This is a genomic window from Anaeromyxobacter sp. Fw109-5 (genome assembly GCF_000017505.1).
GTDB lineage: Bacteria > Myxococcota > Myxococcia > Myxococcales > Anaeromyxobacteraceae > Anaeromyxobacter.
Genome location: NC_009675.1, coordinates 1665371 through 1679794, shown reverse-complemented (window position 1 = coordinate 1679794; position 14424 = coordinate 1665371). Strand labels below are relative to the sequence as shown.

Genomic DNA, 14424 nt, shown 5'->3' with positions numbered 1-14424 from the left:
GCTACTTCTTGCCGCGCCGCGCCGCCGCCTTGCGGGCGCCCTTCTTCGCGGCGGTCTTGCGCACCGGCGCCTTCGCCACGCGCTTGGCCGCCGTCTTCTTGCCGCCGCGCGCCGCCGCCTTCCTCGCGGGAGCCTTCCTGGCGGGCACCTTCTTGGCGGCGGCCTTCTTCGCCACCTTCTTCGCGCCGCGCGCGGGCTTCGCCGCCGCCTTGCGCGCCGGACGCCGCGCCGGCTTGCGCTCCTTGCGGAGCCCCTCGATCCCGGAGACCACCGCGTTCGACGCGGCCTTCGCGATCTCGGTGGCCGTGGCGACGACCTTCTCGACCGCCCCGGCGACGGCCGTCTGCACCTGGCCCGCGGCCTCCTGCACCGCCGCCGCCGGCGCCGGCGTCGTCTCCTCGGTCGTGGGCTTCTGCTCGTTCTGGTTCTCCATGGTTTGCCTCCTCGTGGAAACCGGTTCCGAGCCCGAGAGCATTGCACGATGCGCCTCGAGCTTGTGCTTTTTTTCGCGCAGCTCGACGAGCCGAGCGCGGTCCTTCTCGACCACCTCCGGCGGCGCCTTCGCGACGAAGCTCGGATTCTCCAGCTTCCTCGAGACGGACGCGAGATCCTGGTCCAACTTGCCGATTTCCTTGTCGATTCTGGTCGACTCCGCCGCGACGTCGACCGCGCCGGCGAGACCGACGCGCACCTCGAAGCCGGCGCCGACCGCGACCGCGCTCTGCCCGCGCTTGGCGGGGGCCGCCCCGTCGGAGAGCACGCGCGCGTCCTTCACGTTGGCGAGCCGGTGCACGCGGCCGAGCTCTTCACGCACGGTCGCCTCGGCCTCCGGCGCGAGCGAGCCGATCTCCACGTCCTCGAGGACCACCTTGAACGGAACGTTCATCTCGCCGCGGATGTTGCGGATGGCGTCCACGATGCCGATCACCGGGCCGAACGCGGCCTCGGCCTCCTCGTCGACCTCGCCGACGTGCGGGTAGCGGCCGGCGAGGATCGAGTCCGGCCACCCCTCGGCGCGCACGCGCGCGCGGAGCACGTGCCAGAGCTCCTCGGTGATGAACGGCATGAACGGATGGAGGAGCAGCAGCGCGGTCTTGAGCGCGTGGGTGAGCGTCGCCTGCGCCGCGGCCTTCTTGCCGGCGTCGTCGCCGTAGAGCGCCTCCTTCGCGAGCTCGATGTACCAGTCGCAGAGCTCGCCCCACACGAACTGGTAGACCGTGTTCGCCGCCTCGTTGAAGCGGAGCCCCTCGAGCGCCGTGACGGTGTCGTTCACCGCGCGCTGCGTGCGCGCGAGGATCCAGCGGTCCGCCGGCGTCATCGCGAGCTTCGTCGGATCGACCGCCTGGTGGACGTGGCCCTCGAGGTTCATGAGCGCGAAGCGCGTCGCGTTCCAGAGCTTGTTCGCGAACGCGCGATAGCCCTCGATGCGGTCCTTCGCGAGCTTGATGTCGCGGCCCTGCGCGGTGAGCGCGGCGAGCGTGAAGCGCAGGGCGTCGGCGCCGTACTGCTCGGTGATGACGAGGGGGTCGATGACGTTCCCCTTCGTCTTCGACATCTTCTGGCCCTTCTCGTCCCGCACCATCGGGTGCAGGTACACCGTCCGGAAAGGCACCTCGCCCATGAAGTGGATGCCCATCATCATCATCCGGGCGACCCAGAAGAAGATGATGTCGTGGCCCGTCTCCATGACGGAGGTCGGGTAGAAGGTCCGCAGCGTGTCGGTGTCCTCGGGCCAGCCCATGGTCGAGAACGGCCACAGCGCCGAGGAGAACCAGGTGTCGAGCACGTCCTCGTCCTGGCGCAGCTCGGCGCTCGCGCAGATCCGGCAGGCGGACGGGGTCTCCCGCGCGACGGTGACGTGGCCGTCGGGGCAGTACCAGGCCGGGATCTGGTGGCCCCACCAGAGCTGGCGGCTGATGCACCAGTCGTGGATGTTGCGCATCCACGCCATGTACGTGTTCGTCCACTGCTCCGGGATGAAGCGCGTCCGGCCCTGCTCCACCGCCTCGATCGCGGGGCGCGCGAGCGGCTCGATCCTCACGTACCACTGGTCGGAGAGGAGCGGCTCGAGGACGGTCTGCGAGCGCTGGCAGCGGCCGAGCGGGAGCAGGTGCGGCTTCGTCCCCCGGTCGAGCCCCTGCTCGGCGATGATCCGCTTCACCTCCGGGCGCGCCTCGAAGCGGTCCCTGCCGGCGAGCGGTCCGGCCGCCTCGGTCATCCGCCCGTCGGGGCCGATGACGGTGATCTGCTCGAGCCCGTGGCGCTTGCCGACCTCGAAGTCGTTGAAGTCGTGCGCCGGCGTGACCTTCACCGCGCCCGTGCCGAACTTGGGATCGACGAGGATCGCGTCGGCGACGATCGGGAGCTCCCGGTCGAGGATGGGGTGGCGGACCTTCCGGCCGACGAGCGCGCGGTAGCGCTCGTCGTCGGGGTGGACCGCGACGGCGGTGTCGCCCAGCATCGTCTCGGGCCGCGTGGTCGCCACCACGATCTCGCTCAGCCCGCCGACGGGATCGACGAGCGGATAGGCGAAGGACCAGAGCTCGCCCGCGTGGGCCTCCTCGTGCTCGACCTCGAGGTCGGAGAGCGCGGTGTGGCAGTCGGGGCACCAGTTGATGAGCTTCTTCTCGCGGTAGACGAGCCCCTCCTCGTGGAGGCGCACGAAGACCTCGCGCACGGCGCGCGAGGACCGCTCGTCCATGGTGAAGCGCTCGCGCTCCCAGTCGAGGGACGCGCCGAGCGCCTGGTGCTGCTCTCCGATGCGCGAGCCGTAGCGCTCCTTCCACGCCCACACGCGCTTCAGGAACTCCTCGCGCCCGAGGTCGTGGCGGCTCAGCTTCTCGGTCTTCCTCAGCTCCTTCTCGACGATCATCTGCGTCGCGATGCCGGCGTGGTCGGTGCCGGGGAGCCAGAGGGTGTTGAAGCCGCTCATGCGCTTCCAGCGGATGAGCACGTCCTGCAGGGTCGCGGTCAGCGCGTGGCCGAGGTGCAGCGACCCGGTGACGTTCGGCGGCGGCAGCACGATCGAGAACGGCGGCCGGCTGCGGTCGTGCTCGTCGCCGTGGAAGTAGCCGCGCTCGAGCCAGAAGGGATACCAGCGTGCCTCGACCTCGCGGTGCTCGTAGCCCTTCGCGAGCTCGGTGCGGTTGTCGTTCTCCATGACGTCTCGATTCGCCCTGCGGCCCGGCGTGCGGACCGGAGGTCAAGGAAGGTGCGGTGGGAGGGATGCGCCCGGTCTAGCCCTGGCGCGACTTCACGAGGCGGTCGAGGTTCTCGCGGATGATGGTCTCCGCGAGCTCGGGTACCACCTCCCATACGACGCGCTCGATCACCTCGCGCGAGGCCTTCGAGAGCGCGTCGCGGAGCACCGCCTCGCCGCCGTCGGCCGGGGCGGCCGCGGCGGGCGCGTGGCCGGTGGCCGCCGCGGGCGGTACGAACTCGTGCATCGGCGCCAGCTCGGGCGCGGCGCTCTCGGGCGGCAGCGCGAGCGGCGCGGGCGCCGCCGCGCGGACGAACGGCGCCCCCACCGACGGCGCACCCGCCGCCTCGCCCATGTCCACGTCGCTCCAGTCGTCGTCGCGGGCTGCGGGCGGCGGGGGGGCGGGCGTGCCGAAGCCGAAGGGATCCTTGCGCGCCGCAGGGGCCTGGACCGGAGGCTGCACGGCGGGCGCGGGGCGCGCCTGCTGCGGCAGGGGCGCGGCCGGCGCCGCCGGACGCACCGGCTGGACGGGCGCGGCGGGGCGGGCCTGCGGCGCCGGCGCGCCGGGGAAGGGTGCCGTGGGGCGGGCGCCGGGCGGAGGCACCCCCGGCGCCGCGGGCCGGAAGGCGCCGGGAGCCGGGACCGCGCCCGGGGGCATCGCTCCGGGACGCGCACCGGGGACGGCGCCGGACGGGAACGCGCCGGGTCGAGCGCCCGGCGGAACGCCGGGGCCGGGCACTCCGGGACGCGCCTGGGCGGCGGGGCCGGGGAAAGGTCCGGCGGGCCGCGCTCCGGCGGGCGGCGCGGCCATCCCGGGCCGGGGCACGCCTGCGGGCGGATAGCCGGGTGCCGACGGACGGGCGCCGGGCGCGGGGATCGGTCCGCCCGGACGCGCGCCGGGAGGGATGGCGCCGGGCGCCGTCGGGCGGGTCGACGCAGGGGCGGGCGCGCCGGGCGACGGAGCGGCGGGCCGGGGCGCGGCGGCGGACGCGAACGGGCGCGGAGCCTGGGGCGCGGCCGCCGCCGCCGCCTTCCCCTCGACCAGCTCGCGCACCTTGTTGATGAGCGCCTGGCTCTCGAAGGGCTTCGCGATGTGCCCGTCGGCGCGCGCGCCGCGAGCGCGCGCCTCGTCGAACGCCTCGAACGTGCCGGCGAGCAGGATCACCGGGATGTGCGCCAGCGCCGGATCCGCCTTCACCGCCTCGCACACCTCGTAGCCGTTGCGCTTCGGCATGACGACGTCGGCGAGGATGACGTCCGGCTTCAGCTCGCGCGCCCGCAGGACGGCGTCCTCCCCGTTCCCCACCGCGACGACCTGGTAGTCCTCGTTCGCGAAGGTGATGCCCACGACCTTCTGGATCGTGATCGAGTCGTCCGCGAGGAGCAGGTTCTTGGGCATCGGGGATCCCGGGGGAGCGGAGGGGAGGAAGACCGTAACCAGTAACGCCGCGATCGCCCGAATGTCAACGTTCGCGAGGCTTTACGGGCGCCTGGAGGTGATCCCGCGAGGCCCACACCGGCGCCGGTCGGCCCCCTCGGCTACACGCCGAAGAGCGCGTCCCACGGTGGCCGGGTGACCTCCGCCTCACCCTCGGCGACACCGAGCACGCGATCGGCGACGACGCCCACCCCGGCGCCGCCCGCGTCCACGAGCAGCACGGTCCTCCCCTCCCCCGGCGCGTCGCCGTAGAGGACGCCGACGTCGACGACCGGGTGGAGCGCGCGCGCGTGGTGGAGGAGGCCGCGGTGCGACTGCGGCGTGAGCGGCACGCGCGCGACCTCCGGCGCCTCGAGGATCTGGACGAGCAGCGACAGCGGGACGGCGTAGGTGCGGCCGCCGCGGGCGAAGCGAAGCTCGCGCTCCGCCCCGGCGCCGAGCGCGGCGTCGGGCGGCGGCTCCGGCAGCTCCTCGGCGGGCTCGAGCGGTGCGAAGCCGAGCGTGGAGACGGCGAGCTCGAGCGCCAGCTCGCCCCGCGCCACGATCGCGCCCGCGAACGGCGCCGGCTGCGGCAGCGGCGTGCGCGCGGGGAGCTGGAACACCTCCGCCTCGGCGAGATCGACGATCCCGTGCAGCGCCTCGACGCGCAGCGCGGCGCGCGCGGGGTCCTCGGTGAGGAGCGCGTAGGGCGAGGGGCCGGCGGGGAGGCCGAGCACCGTGGACACGAAGGCGGTCGGCACCGGCTCGCCGCGGACGCTCACCTCTCCCGCGTCGGGCGGCACGGCGAGGAGCTCGCGCACGTGCGAGAGCCGGAGCGCGAGGCGCACCCCGCCCGCGGAGAAGATCAGCGCCTTGCCGTCGGACGCGAGGGAGCCCACGGACGCCATGATACGATGGCCGGCCATGGGAAACGCCGTCCTCCTCGTCGACGACGAGCGGTTCGCGCGTACCGTCTACGGCGACTACCTGCGCGCGGCGGGCTACGACGTGGAGGTCGCGGACGGCGCGGACACCGCGCTGGCGCAGCTCGCGCGGCGCCGCTTCGACGTCCTCCTCACCGACGTCATCCTCCCCGGCGACAAGGACGGCCTCGAGCTCCTCGACGCCGCGAAGCAGCTCGACCCGGGCATCGGCGTCGTCGTCGTCACGGCGCTCGACAAGGTGGACACCGCGGTGCGCGCGATGCGCGCGGGCGCGAGCGACTACCTCGTGAAGCCCGTCACGCCCGAGCAGCTCCAGGTGGCGGTGCAGCGCTGCCTGTCGATGCGCGAGGTGCTCGCCGAGAACCGCTCGCTGCGCGAGCACCTGCGGCTGTTCGAGACCGGGCAGCGCATCGCGGGGACGCTCGACCGCGAGCGGCTCGTGCCCATGGCGCTCGCCGCCCTCTCCGCGCAGTGCGTGACCCCCGCCTGCGCGCTCCTCGAGCCGGTGGCGGGCGGCTGGAGCGTCGCCGGCGCGCACGGCCTCGAGCCCGAGGAGGCCCGGGCGGTGCTGGAGGCGGTGCGGCCCGCGCTCGCCGAGCTGGGGCGCGAGCGCGCCGTCGAGGCCCGCGCGCCCGCCGGCGTCGGGCCCACCGCGCACCGGCGCGTGGTGTGCCTGCCGGTGGCGGACGACGGCGAGGTGCTGGGCGCCGCGGCGGTGGTGGTGCCCGGCCCCCTCTCGGAGGACTGCGCCGAGGGCGCCGCCTTCCTCGCGCGCCACCTCGGCCTCGCCCTCACGAACCTCGGCCGGCTCCGCAAGGTCGAGCACCTCGCCTACCTCGACGACCTCACCCACCTCTACAACACGCGGTACCTGGAGGTCGCGCTGCAGCGCGAGCTGGGCGGCGGCCGCGCGTTCTCGGTCCTGTTCATGGACCTCGACCACTTCAAGGCCGTGAACGACCAGCACGGGCACCTGTCCGGCTCGCGCCTGCTCGTGGAGGTGGGGCGGGTCCTGCGCTCCTGCGTGCGCGAGGAGGACGTCATCGTCCGCTACGGCGGCGACGAGTACGTCGTCATCCTCTCCGGCATCGACTCGGGGGGCGCCCTCAAGGTGGCGGAGCGGATCCGCCGCGCCATCGAGGACCACCGCTTCCTGTCGCGCGAGGGGCAGCGCGTGCGCGTCACCGCCTCCATCGGCCTCGCCAGCTTCCCCGAGCACGCGAGCGCCAAGGCCGAGCTGCTCGACCTCGCGGATCGCGCCATGTACCGCGGCAAGCGCTCCAACCGGAACGTGGTCTACATGGCGTCGAAGGACTTGCCGCCGGTGCCGGTGGGGGAGCGGGAGCGAGAGCGGGCGTAGAGCGGCGCACGAGGCCCGCCTGCGTCCTTCGACTCCGGCCCCCGGGCCGCGGGCCCTACGCTCGGGATGCGCGGGCGGCGGACTCGTTCGCCTGACGCGGGAGAGAAAAAGAACGGGGCCAAGGACTCTCGTCCTTGGCCCCGCTGACGACGACACCCGGGTTCCGCCCGTTTCAGCACGTAGTAGCGGTTGCCCTCGTCATCCGGACGCGTGCTCTCTCAGGCGGCGCGTCCGTTGATTTGGGTACATACCGACCTCGCCGCGGAGCGTCAAGGCTGCGCGCCCGCTCCGGCGCGCCGGGCGGAGCGCTTCGTGGGGCTTCGTCCCCACCCCCGCGACGGTCGCGGCACCGGATCCCTGCGCCGGCGTGTGCTTCCGCGAGGTCCGCGGCGTGCGCGCGGGGCGCGACAATCTGTCGCAAGCAACCCCCGGATCGGCCGCGGCCAAGTTGGGGCCGACGTGCATGGGGCAGCCCTGACCCATACCCAACCAGCCCAGAGTGGGGGTCCTACAGCGGAGGACACGCGATGAATCGCAACACGATGATCTTGGCCGGGGCGGTGCTCACCGCAGTGGCTTGCGGAGGCGAGGCTCCCCCGGCGACCGACGCCGAATCCGCGCAGGGCCCCGGACCCGGTTTGCCGACGGGAAACCGCTCCGGGTTCGAGGTGATGTGGATGACGCAGATGATCGATCACCACGCGATGGCGGTCGAGATGGGCATGGCCTGCGTCCAGCCAGGGGCCGCGTATCACCCCGAGCTGCTCGAGCTCTGCGGCGATGTCATCACGACGCAGACCGCGGAGATTGCGTCGATGACCGAGTGGCTCGCCGATTGGTACGGCGTCACGTACGAGGCGGGATCCGGCGGGATGATGATGCGGGGCGACGCCGACCTGTCGGGGCTCCGGGGAGACGCCTTCGAGGTGGCGTTCCTCGAGGAGATGATCCCCCACCACCAGCAGGCCGTGCACATGAGCCAGGGGTGCCTCGCGCACGCGACGCACCAGGAGCTCACGGATCTCTGCGCGTCGATCATCGAGGCGCAGTCCGCCGAGATCGCGTCGATGCAGACATGGCGGTGCGATTGGTACGGGGACTGCGTCGCGATCGGGGACTGCCCGGCTGGGACGGGGGCTGCGGGCACCGGGCCAGGCGGGTTCTGCGGCGATGGCATGGGGCCGGGGCCGTACGGCGATGGCACGGGTCCGGGGCCGTACGGCGGCGGCACGGGTCCGATGCACGGCGGTGGCACTGGGCCAGGCGGCGGCATGGGGGGACGCCGCTGACCAGCGCGCGAAAAGAGACGGCGGAGGCCGGGTGGCCTCCGCCGTGGTGCGACGGTCACCGGCGCGCGCGCGTCAGTAATCCATCTCGTCCATGCCGCCCATGCCGCCCATGCCGCCGCCGGCGGGCGCGCCCTTCTTCTTCGGCTTCTCGGCCACCATCGCCTCGGTGGTGAGGAGGAGGCTCGCGACGGACGCGGCGTTCTGGAGCGCGGTGCGGGACACCTTGGTCGGATCGATGACTCCCGCCTTCTCGAGATCCTCGAACACCTCGCTCGCGGCGTTGAAGCCGTGGGCCGCCTTGCCGTCGTTGATCCTCGAGACGACCACCGCGCCGTCCCAGCCGGCGTTCTCGGCGATGCGGCGCGCCGGGTACTCGAGCGCCTTCTGCACGATCGCCACGCCGAAGCGCTGATCGCCCTCGGGCACCTCGAGCTTCTTCAGCGCCTGCAGCGCGCGGAGGTAGGCGACGCCGCCGCCGGGGACGATGCCCTCCTCGACGGCCGCGCGGGTCGCGTGGAGCGCGTCCTCGACGCGGGCCTTCTTCTCCTTCATCTCGGTCTCGGTGGCCGCGCCGACGTTGATCACGGCGACGCCGCCCACGAGCTTCGCGAGCCGCTCCTGCAGCTTCTCGCGATCGTAGTCGCTCGTGGTCTCCTCGATCTGCGCGCGGATCTGCTTGATGCGCGCCTCGATGTCCTCGCGCTTCCCCTCGCCGTCCACGATCGTGGTGTTCTCCTTGTCGATCGTGATGCGCTTCGCGCGCCCGAGATCCTTCACGGTGAGCTGCTCGAGCTTGATGCCGAGCTCCTCGGCGACCACGTTGCCGCCGGTGAGCGTCGCGATGTCCTTCAGCATCTCCTTGCGGCGGTCGCCGAAGCCGGGCGCCTTCACCGCGCACACGTGGAGCGTGCCGCGCAGCTTGTTCACGACGAGCGTCGCGAGCGCCTCGCCCTCCACGTCCTCGGCGACGATGAGGAGCGGCTTGCCGGAGCGGGCGACCTGCTCGAGCACCGGGATGAGGTCGGCCATCGCCGAGATCTTCTTCTCGGTGATGAGGATGAACGGATCCTCGAGCACGGCCTCCATGCGATCCGGGTTCGTGACGAAGTAGGGGGAGGAGTAGCCGCGGTCGAACTGCATGCCCTCGACCACGTCGAGCGTCGTCTCGAGGCCCTTCGCCTCCTCGACCGTGATGACGCCCTCCTTGCCCACCTTCTCCATCGCCTCGGCGATGATGTTGCCGATCGTCTCGTCGCCGTTCGCGGAGATGGTGCCGACCTGGGCGATGTCCTTCTTCCCCTGCGTGGGCTTCGAGAGCTTCTTCAGCTCGGCGACGATCACCTCGACGGCCCGGTCGATGCCGCGCTTGAGGTCCATCGGGTTGTGGCCCGCCGCCACGAGCTTCAGGCCCTCCTCGAAGAGGGCGCGCGCGAGCACGGTGGCGGTGGTGGTGCCGTCGCCCGCCTTGTCCGAGGTCTGGGACGCGACCTCGCGGACCATCTGCGCGCCCATGTTCTCGAACTTGTTCTCGACCTCGATCTCCTTCGCGACCGTGACGCCGTCCTTGGTGATGGTCGGCGAGCCGAAGCTCTTCTCGATGACGACGTTGCGGCCCTTGGGGCCGAGGGTCACGGCGACAGCCTCGGCGAGCGTTTGGACGCCGCGGAGGATGGCTTCGCGGGCCCCCTGGTGGAATGCGATCTCCTTGGCCGGCATGGCGAAGGCTCCTTTGTCGAAAATCCTCGTGGTTTCGATTTGTTCGCCCGGTCTGCGCGCTGGCAGTCGCCCGGAGCGGCCGCTAAGATAACCGCGCGAGGACCCCGGTCAAGCGGGCTCCCGGGCCCCGCCGCAGACGCGCTCATCGTGAACGGAGCCGGTCCGCCGGCCGCCCCACGCGGGGCGAGCCGGGTTTGACAACGGCCGGAGCGACCGATAGGCCGGCCCCGATGACGTGCCGCCGAGAGGAGCGCTGAGATGCCACCTGCCCGCCCGGATCCCGGGGAGGCGCTCGTGGAGGCCGCCGGCGAGGCCTTCGAGGACGCCCGCTTCGAGGACGCGCTGGCGCACGCCGAGGAAGCGCTCCGCGCGTCGCCACGCTCGGTGGGCGCGCTGCAGTACCGGGCCGCGGCGCTCGCCGAGCTGGGCCGGCTCGACGAGGCGCGCGCGGCGTACGACGCCGCGCTGGCGGTGGGCAAGGACGACCTCGACCTGCTGTTCGGCGCGGCCGACTTCCACGTGAACGTCCTCCAGGAGGAGGACACCGATCGCGAGCTCGTGGAGCGTGGCCTCGTCCTGGCGCGGCGCGGGGCGAAGCTCGCGAGGAAGGCCGGCGATCCCGCCCTCGCGGGCGAGTTCGCCTGGCTGGAGGGCGCGGGCCTGAACCAGCTCGGCGAGTCGCGCGCCGCCCTCGCGCGGCTCACCGAGGCGGAGGACGCGCTGCCCGACTCGGTCGAGGTGCGGGTGGAGCAGGGGTTCGCGCTCTACGAGCTGTGCCGCTTCGACGAGGCGCTCGCGGTGCTGCTCCGCGCCGAGGCCCTCGATCCCGAGGAGCCCTGGACGCAGCACCACCTCGGCCTCGTCGCCGAGCGCCGCGGCGACGCCGCCGAGGCGCGCCGCCGCTTCGCCCGCGCCCACCGGCTCGACCCGAAGGCCTTCCCCGAGCCGATCGCGCTCACGCCCGCGGAGTTCGAGCGCGCGGTGGAGGACGCGCTCGCGGAGATCCCGGAGCAGGTCCGGCGCTACCTCGCGAACGTCGCCATCACCGTGGAGGACCTGCCCACCTCCGACGATCTCCTCGCCTCCGACCCGCCCCTCTCTCCCGCCATCCTCGGCCTCTTCCGCGGCGCACCGTACGGCCAGAAGGTCTCCATGGATCCCTGGAGCCACCTCCCGTCCGCCATCGTCCTCTTCCAGAAGAACCTGGAGCGCTTCGCGCGCAGCCGGGAGGAGCTGATCCAGGAGATCGGCGTGACGCTCGTCCACGAGGTGGGGCACTTCCTCGGGCTCGACGAGGACGAGCTGTGGGCGCGGGGGCTGGATTGATCCAGACGGGCGACGCCGCCGGGGCTCCGGGCGCTCGCTTCGCTCGCTCCGGCGGATGCCCCTGCGCGGCCCGCGCGGTCTAGCCGCGGCTCGCGAGCGCCCCCGGGCCCTCCAGATCGAAGAGCTGGACCGGGCTGCGCCGCGATCCCCACAGCCCGGCGCCGATCTGGAAGAAGTGACGCCCGAGCTCGCGCCGGTACCAGGCGCCGCTGCGCACGTGCATCTGCGTGTCCGACTTCTCGAGATCCAGGATCGGGACGTCGCTCCTCGTCACGGCCTCGAGGTACAGCAACCCACGGCACATCCGGCCGATGTTTTCGAGCGCCTGCGCCGCCGCGGCGTCGTCGAGGTACTGCAGCACGCTGTGGCACACCACGAGGTCGAAGCGCTCGCGGGAGCGCCACCGCGCGATGTCGCGCAGCTCGTGGCCGTAGCGCTCGCAGGCGAAGGGCGAGACGTCGATCGAGCGGTAGCGCACGCCGGGGCGGTGCTTGCGGAACCAGGTCCGCCACAGGCCCGTCCCGGCGCCGACGTCGAGCACGGAGCGGATCTCGACGCCCAGCCAGGCGGCGAGCCCGTCGACCCCGCACGCGAGCCGCCCGATCTCGGCGGCGGAGTGGGTCTTGCCGGGTCCGTCGTAGAAGCGGCGGAAGTAGTCGGCGTCGAAGCGGGAGCGCGCGGGCATCGGCGGCTCCTTAACCCAGGTGGACGGCGCGGTCCAGGGTGCTCGGCCTCGAGCGCGGCCTCACGGCGGACCGGATCCCGCGCGCGGCTCCCCGAAGCCGTCGTCGAGGGGCATCGCGAGCGGAGCAGACATGGATCCGCTCGCCCCGCGCTCGGCGAAGGGCGCGGTCGCGCTCGCGGGCCGCACGCCTAGAACGTCCCCACCACCCCGACCCACCCGCCGCCCTCGAGCGGCTCGAGCCGCAGCCGCGCCCGCGGCGCCGTCACGCCCGCGGGGCGCTCGAGCCGCGCGTTGAAGCGCGCCACCAGCGCCTGCGCCTCGGCGAGGTCCGGGACGGCCGGGTCCACCGAGAGGCCGGCGGTGACGAGCAGCGCCGAGAGGGCGACGCCGACGCCCGTGCCCACGAGCACCCCGCGGCGCAGCTTCTGGTCGTTCTCGCGCTCGATGTCCGCGTTCGGCCGGCACTGCGGGATCGGCTGGCCGTCGTCGCCCATCACCCAGCAGTTCACGGTCGGCCGCGCCGCGGCCGAGCCGAACGCATAGCCGAGCGCGGGGCCTCCGAGGAGCGCGACCGCGCCGCCCACGAGGAGCGCCCGCCGGGTGATCCGGGCGCGGTCGTGCCGCTCCACGAGGTCGAGCCGGAGCACGGCGCGGTAGATGGCCACGCCGCGCAGGGGCGACGGATCGCCCTCCCGGAACGCGACGGGGGCGCCGTCCGGGCCGGCCTCGACGCGGAGCCGAACGGGCGGCGCGGGACGGCTCGGCTCCACGGCGCGGTCGGCCCCCGCCGTGGCGACCGCCAGGACGAGCGCTGCGAGGGGAGCCGTCAACGCTCACCCTTCATGCGGCCCGACGTCGTCACTCCCCTCCGCGCCCCCGTGCCTCGGCCAGAACGGCTCCCCGGCCGCCCGCGGGTAGACGGTCACGTCGCGTCCCACCCGCACCATCACCTTGCCGTCGCGCGGGAACTCGGCGATCTCGGCGTTCCGGTTCTCGCCGCCCGAGAGATACACGAGGTCCTCCCTCCCGGTGTTGCGGAGGTTGTGCGGGTGGCTGCCGGCCGGGAAGCCGAGGAAGTCGCCCGGGCCGATCTCGAAGGTCTCGTCGCCGACGTCCACGACGCCCTTGCCGGACAGGACGAACGCGAACTCCTCCTCCCGCAGGTGGCGGTGGAACGCGAACGACTCCTTGCCGGGCGGCACGCGGAGCAGGTTCACGCCGACGCGCGCGAGCCCCGCCCTCCGCCCGAGCATGTAGCCGTGGATCTCCGACCTCGGGTTCCAGGGATGGCGAGCGGACTCCTCCTGGAGCCGGACGCGATCCTCCGCGCGGATGAGCAGGTCGCGCGGCGGCGGCAGCGGCGCCCTCTCGTCGGAGCTGTAGCCAGGCACCTTGGCCTCGGACATGGCGGACCTCCACGTCGAGCCTACCCTCGCTGCCCGGCGCGGACGCCGCTCCCGGAGGGGGAGCCGTTCCGGGGTGCGACGCGCGGGCCGCGGGCGAGCTCACCCTCGCGGCGTCCCCTCGAGCGCCTTGCGCGCCTTCCACTGGTCGATGGCGGCGCGGATGCGCGGCACCGCCTCGCGCGCCGCCTCGATGCCGGCGAGCATGCACTCCTTCTTCTTCGAGAAGTCGAGCATCCCCAGGTTCCCGACCTTCGGCTGCACGAGGACGTCCGCGCCCTGGCGACGGAACCCGACGTTCACGGCGAACATGATGTTCGTCGCCTGGAGCATGACGTCCACGACGTTGCGGAGGTCCGTGTTCCCGACGTCGGCGGAGATGTCCACGGCGATGACGAGGTCCGCTCCCTTCGCCTTCGCCACGTCGATGGGGATGTTGTCGACGACGCCACCGTCCACGAGGAGCTTCCCCTGGTGCTGCACGGGCTCGAACACGCCCGGGATGGCCGACGACGCGCGGACCGCGCGCGAGACCGACCCCTTGTCGAGCACCACCCGCTGCCCCCAGTTCAGGTCCGTCGCCACCGCCGCGAACGGGACGCGGAGCTGCTCGATGTCCCTCTGCTTCACGCTCTCGCGCACGAACCGCTCGAGCTTCTCGCCCTTGGCGTAGCCCATCCCGACCACGGCGTTCACGATCCCGAAGTCGAAGAGGTCGTCCTGATCGAGCTGGAAGGCGGTCCACTCCAGCTCGAAGCTGTCCTTGTGGCTCGCGTAGACCGCGCCGATGAGGCTCCCCACGCTCGTGCCGACGACGAGGTCCACCGGGATGCGCTCCTGCTCGAGCACCCGGATGACGCCGATGTGGGCGAAGCCGCGCGCCGCGCCGCCGCCCAGGACGAGGGCGACGCGCGGCTCGGGGACCGGCGCGGGGGGCGCCTCGAGGACCCGCGGCGGCTGGCGCTCGGTGACGAGCGTGGGCGCCGCGGTGCGGCAGGCGGCGAGGAGCAGGACGGCGGCGGCGAGAGGGCGGCGCATGACCCTGAAACATAGCGGATCGGCCGGAAAATTGACCCCTATGGGCC

Annotated in this window: 11 protein-coding genes; 3 read left to right on the top strand and 8 right to left on the bottom strand. The window is 73.1% G+C overall.

Annotated features, from left to right (window positions below; translation table 11 throughout):
* Nucleotide 1 precedes the first annotated feature (1 nt).
* The 3 genes from ANAE109_RS07525 to ANAE109_RS07515 all read right to left on the bottom strand — a co-directional run bounded on the left by ANAE109_RS07525 (nucleotide 2) and on the right by ANAE109_RS07515 (nucleotide 5542).
* On the bottom strand, nucleotides 2-3160 hold the full coding sequence (locus tag ANAE109_RS07525) for a valine--tRNA ligase (protein ID WP_011985790.1): 3159 nt from the start codon (nucleotides 3158-3160) through the stop codon (nucleotides 2-4).
* Nucleotides 3161-3236: 76 nt separating this feature from the next.
* Nucleotides 3237-4598, bottom strand: a complete 1362-nt coding sequence (locus ANAE109_RS07520; protein WP_011985789.1) for a response regulator — start codon at nucleotides 4596-4598, stop codon at nucleotides 3237-3239.
* A 140-nt stretch (nucleotides 4599-4738) separates the two neighbouring features.
* Nucleotides 4739-5542, bottom strand: coding sequence for a chemotaxis protein CheW (locus ANAE109_RS07515; protein ID WP_234945268.1), 804 nt, complete (start codon nucleotides 5540-5542; stop codon nucleotides 4739-4741).
* Between ANAE109_RS07515 and ANAE109_RS07510 the strand changes: the two genes are divergently transcribed.
* Both ANAE109_RS07510 and ANAE109_RS25990 read left to right on the top strand, forming a co-directional pair.
* The gene (locus ANAE109_RS07510; RefSeq protein ID WP_041448186.1) at nucleotides 5541-6920 is read left to right on the top strand and encodes a diguanylate cyclase; all 1380 of its coding nucleotides are present in this window, start codon (nucleotides 5541-5543) and stop codon (nucleotides 6918-6920) included. The two genes, ANAE109_RS07515 and ANAE109_RS07510, sit on opposite strands and share 2 nt — an antisense overlap.
* A gap of 677 nt (nucleotides 6921-7597) precedes the next feature.
* Nucleotides 7598-8209, top strand: a complete 612-nt coding sequence (locus ANAE109_RS25990; protein ID WP_158305876.1) for a DUF305 domain-containing protein — start codon at nucleotides 7598-7600, stop codon at nucleotides 8207-8209.
* Nucleotides 8210-8281: 72 nt separating this feature from the next.
* Here ANAE109_RS25990 and groL read toward each other — a convergent pair whose 3' ends face one another.
* Complete coding sequence (gene groL, locus ANAE109_RS07500) at nucleotides 8282-9925, bottom strand: chaperonin GroEL (protein WP_011985785.1); 1644 nt, start codon at nucleotides 9923-9925, stop codon at nucleotides 8282-8284.
* A 258-nt stretch (nucleotides 9926-10183) separates the two neighbouring features.
* Between groL and ANAE109_RS07495 the strand changes: the two genes are divergently transcribed.
* A complete protein-coding gene (locus ANAE109_RS07495) occupies nucleotides 10184-11251 on the top strand; it encodes a metallopeptidase family protein (RefSeq protein WP_011985784.1) in 1068 nt (355 codons plus the stop codon).
* A 79-nt stretch (nucleotides 11252-11330) separates the two neighbouring features.
* Here ANAE109_RS07495 and ANAE109_RS07490 read toward each other — a convergent pair whose 3' ends face one another.
* The 4 genes from ANAE109_RS07490 to ANAE109_RS07475 all read right to left on the bottom strand — a co-directional run bounded on the left by ANAE109_RS07490 (nucleotide 11331) and on the right by ANAE109_RS07475 (nucleotide 14377).
* Nucleotides 11331-11936 carry a class I SAM-dependent methyltransferase gene (locus tag ANAE109_RS07490; RefSeq protein ID WP_011985783.1) on the bottom strand — a complete coding sequence of 202 codons (606 nt, stop codon included), beginning with the start codon at nucleotides 11934-11936 and terminating at the stop codon, nucleotides 11331-11333.
* Between the two features lie 188 nt (nucleotides 11937-12124).
* Entirely contained in the window at nucleotides 12125-12766 is a 642-nt protein-coding gene (locus ANAE109_RS07485) for a hypothetical protein (protein WP_011985782.1), read from the bottom strand.
* A gap of 3 nt (nucleotides 12767-12769) precedes the next feature.
* Nucleotides 12770-13342, bottom strand: a complete 573-nt coding sequence (locus ANAE109_RS07480) for a cupin domain-containing protein (protein WP_011985781.1) — start codon at nucleotides 13340-13342, stop codon at nucleotides 12770-12772.
* A 99-nt stretch (nucleotides 13343-13441) separates the two neighbouring features.
* Nucleotides 13442-14377, bottom strand: coding sequence for a patatin-like phospholipase family protein (locus ANAE109_RS07475; RefSeq protein WP_011985780.1), 936 nt, complete (start codon nucleotides 14375-14377; stop codon nucleotides 13442-13444).
* Nucleotides 14378-14424 lie beyond the last annotated feature (47 nt).

Excerpts from the sequence above, each read along its gene's own strand:
- ANAE109_RS07525 (WP_011985790.1), bottom strand. The coding sequence starts at position 3,160 with ATGGAGAACGACAACCGCACCGAGCTCGCGAAGGGCTACGAGCACCGC.
- ANAE109_RS07520 (WP_011985789.1), bottom strand. The coding sequence starts at position 4,598 with ATGCCCAAGAACCTGCTCCTCGCGGACGACTCGATCACGATCCAGAAG.
- ANAE109_RS07510 (WP_041448186.1), top strand. The coding sequence starts at position 5,541 with ATGGGAAACGCCGTCCTCCTCGTCGACGACGAGCGGTTCGCGCGTACC.
- ANAE109_RS07515 (WP_234945268.1), bottom strand. The coding sequence starts at position 5,542 with ATGGCCGGCCATCGTATCATGGCGTCCGTGGGCTCCCTCGCGTCCGAC.
- ANAE109_RS25990 (WP_158305876.1), top strand. The coding sequence starts at position 7,598 with ATGACGCAGATGATCGATCACCACGCGATGGCGGTCGAGATGGGCATG.
- groL (WP_011985785.1), bottom strand. The coding sequence starts at position 9,925 with ATGCCGGCCAAGGAGATCGCATTCCACCAGGGGGCCCGCGAAGCCATC.
- ANAE109_RS07495 (WP_011985784.1), top strand. The coding sequence starts at position 10,184 with ATGCCACCTGCCCGCCCGGATCCCGGGGAGGCGCTCGTGGAGGCCGCC.
- ANAE109_RS07490 (WP_011985783.1), bottom strand. The coding sequence starts at position 11,936 with ATGCCCGCGCGCTCCCGCTTCGACGCCGACTACTTCCGCCGCTTCTAC.
- ANAE109_RS07480 (WP_011985781.1), bottom strand. The coding sequence starts at position 13,342 with ATGTCCGAGGCCAAGGTGCCTGGCTACAGCTCCGACGAGAGGGCGCCG.
- ANAE109_RS07475 (WP_011985780.1), bottom strand. The coding sequence starts at position 14,377 with ATGCGCCGCCCTCTCGCCGCCGCCGTCCTGCTCCTCGCCGCCTGCCGC.